Genomic DNA, 1,704 nt, shown 5'->3' with positions numbered 1-1,704 from the left:
TGGAAAATTGGACGGAATCTAAACGCATTTAATGATGTACTTTACGGTGGATTTGGAGTTCACGACGTTGACGAAAAATATATCCTAAAATGGCATCGAAGTGATAAAAACAAATCGGAATTAAAATATTATGACCGAATAATTGAAATCATAGAAGAACACGAAAATATTGAATTACAGCTGACTTAAAATATAAATTCGAAAATGACAAAAGATATAATTAGGGATAAATTTTTAGGTCCAATTTTAATAATACTTTTATTTGCAATTTTTAATATAAAGAGAACGAATGATTGGCTTTTCTTGTTAATAATTCTTCTAATTGGTTTTACTATTTTGTCTTTAGTAGGCTATTTGAGAAATGATTTATACATTAAATATTTCTCTCTGGAAAATGAAAAACTTTTAATTTCTTTTCAAAAGAATTTTTCGAAAAATAGAGAAGATAAATTTTCTCATAATTCTAAATCACTTGAATTAGTGAAGTTTCGTTCGAAATCATTCCTTGACCCTTTCCATATAATTACAGTTCGATTTCAAGATGAAAATGGATTTTATGATACGAAGTCATTTAAAACTAATAAAGACAAGACATTCATAGAACTCATTTATAAACTAAATAAAGAAAAAACTAAGCACAACAACGTATAAAATTAATTGCTTGCTACCAGCCTACTTACGAAAGTCCTAGCGGACTTTCTATCTGTGATTTATTTGCTAAATTTAGTGCTTAAACCACGCAACTAATCTTATACAAACACGTTACCACACATTTGAGAAAAACGCATTTCATATCGATAATTTTAGTTTTAAACACATTCTTTTCGTTTGCCCAAAACAAAATTGAATTGTTTTCCAATGATTGTAGTCAAGAAAATGGTTTTACTATGTTTAAACTAGACAGAGCAAAACCAAAAATTCTTACTAACCAAAAATTTGAACAAACTGAAAAATACTGGGGAAATGAAAAAATGATTATCGTAAATAACTCTGACTTTTTAAGAATCGAGTACACAAATATTTTTGGACAGCAAATCGACACTACTTTCACAAACGCAAAAGAACTGACTGAAATAAAAATCTGTGTAAATAAATACAAAGATTACGATAAGAAATCTTTAATTAAAGAATCAATTAAAAACAATGACAGTTGGGTTTTAATTTCATCTTGGGGACATCAGACTTTTGAATCTGACAAACTGATTTTAAAGCCTAAAAATGGATTTTTAAAATTTAAATATTACAAAAACGGAAAAATAATAAAACGCGGAAAAATAAAAATAACCGAATCAATAATTGACAGAATAGCTCTGTTTGAACGCAAACTGACTTTAATGCAAGATGCTGAAAATTCTTGTAATTTCGGAGTGAGTTATAATCTTGAAAACGGAACTGAAAAAATAAGATTTCAAGACGACAGTTGTTCAGGATTTTCGAATGAACAATTACTAACTGAATTAAAAATAATATAATAAAAAAACGTGTGGTAACAATGTATAACCGCAATTACGGCGGATTCGACTATGTCCGAATCCACTCGGAATTGCTAAAGTCTGTGCCAAACCGAAAATTAACGCATATTAACCCGTAACTGACGGTTATACGAGACCGTTAGGCAACATTTGAAAAAAAAATTCTGCAAACATTCAAAAATATGCTTATCTTTGACGTTAGTAACGTAAAAAGATATGATATTATCCTTTG

The 1,704-nt window shown here is 28.6% G+C and carries 3 protein-coding genes; all 3 read left to right on the top strand.

All coding sequences use genetic code 11. The features are described from left to right. Positions 1 to 189, top strand: a 189-nt coding sequence (locus K8344_RS13840; RefSeq protein ID WP_237609271.1) for a barstar family protein, incomplete at its 5' end; no start/stop codon positions are given. Between the two features lie 15 nt (positions 190 to 204). After that, a complete protein-coding gene (locus K8344_RS13835) occupies positions 205 to 651 on the top strand; it encodes a hypothetical protein (protein WP_237609270.1) in 447 nt (148 codons plus the stop codon). Positions 652 to 887: 236 nt separating this feature from the next. Further along, positions 888 to 1,472, top strand: coding sequence for a hypothetical protein (locus K8344_RS13830; protein ID WP_237609269.1), 585 nt, complete (start codon positions 888 to 890; stop codon positions 1,470 to 1,472). The last annotated feature ends 232 nt before the right edge of the window (positions 1,473 to 1,704 follow it).

Origin of the sequence: Aequorivita xiaoshiensis, assembly GCF_022008395.1 — a bacterium.
Classification (GTDB): domain Bacteria; phylum Bacteroidota; class Bacteroidia; order Flavobacteriales; family Flavobacteriaceae; genus Aequorivita; species Aequorivita xiaoshiensis.
The sequence above is the reverse complement of the archived record's forward strand: the minus strand, read 5'-3'. Positions and strand labels throughout refer to the sequence as shown.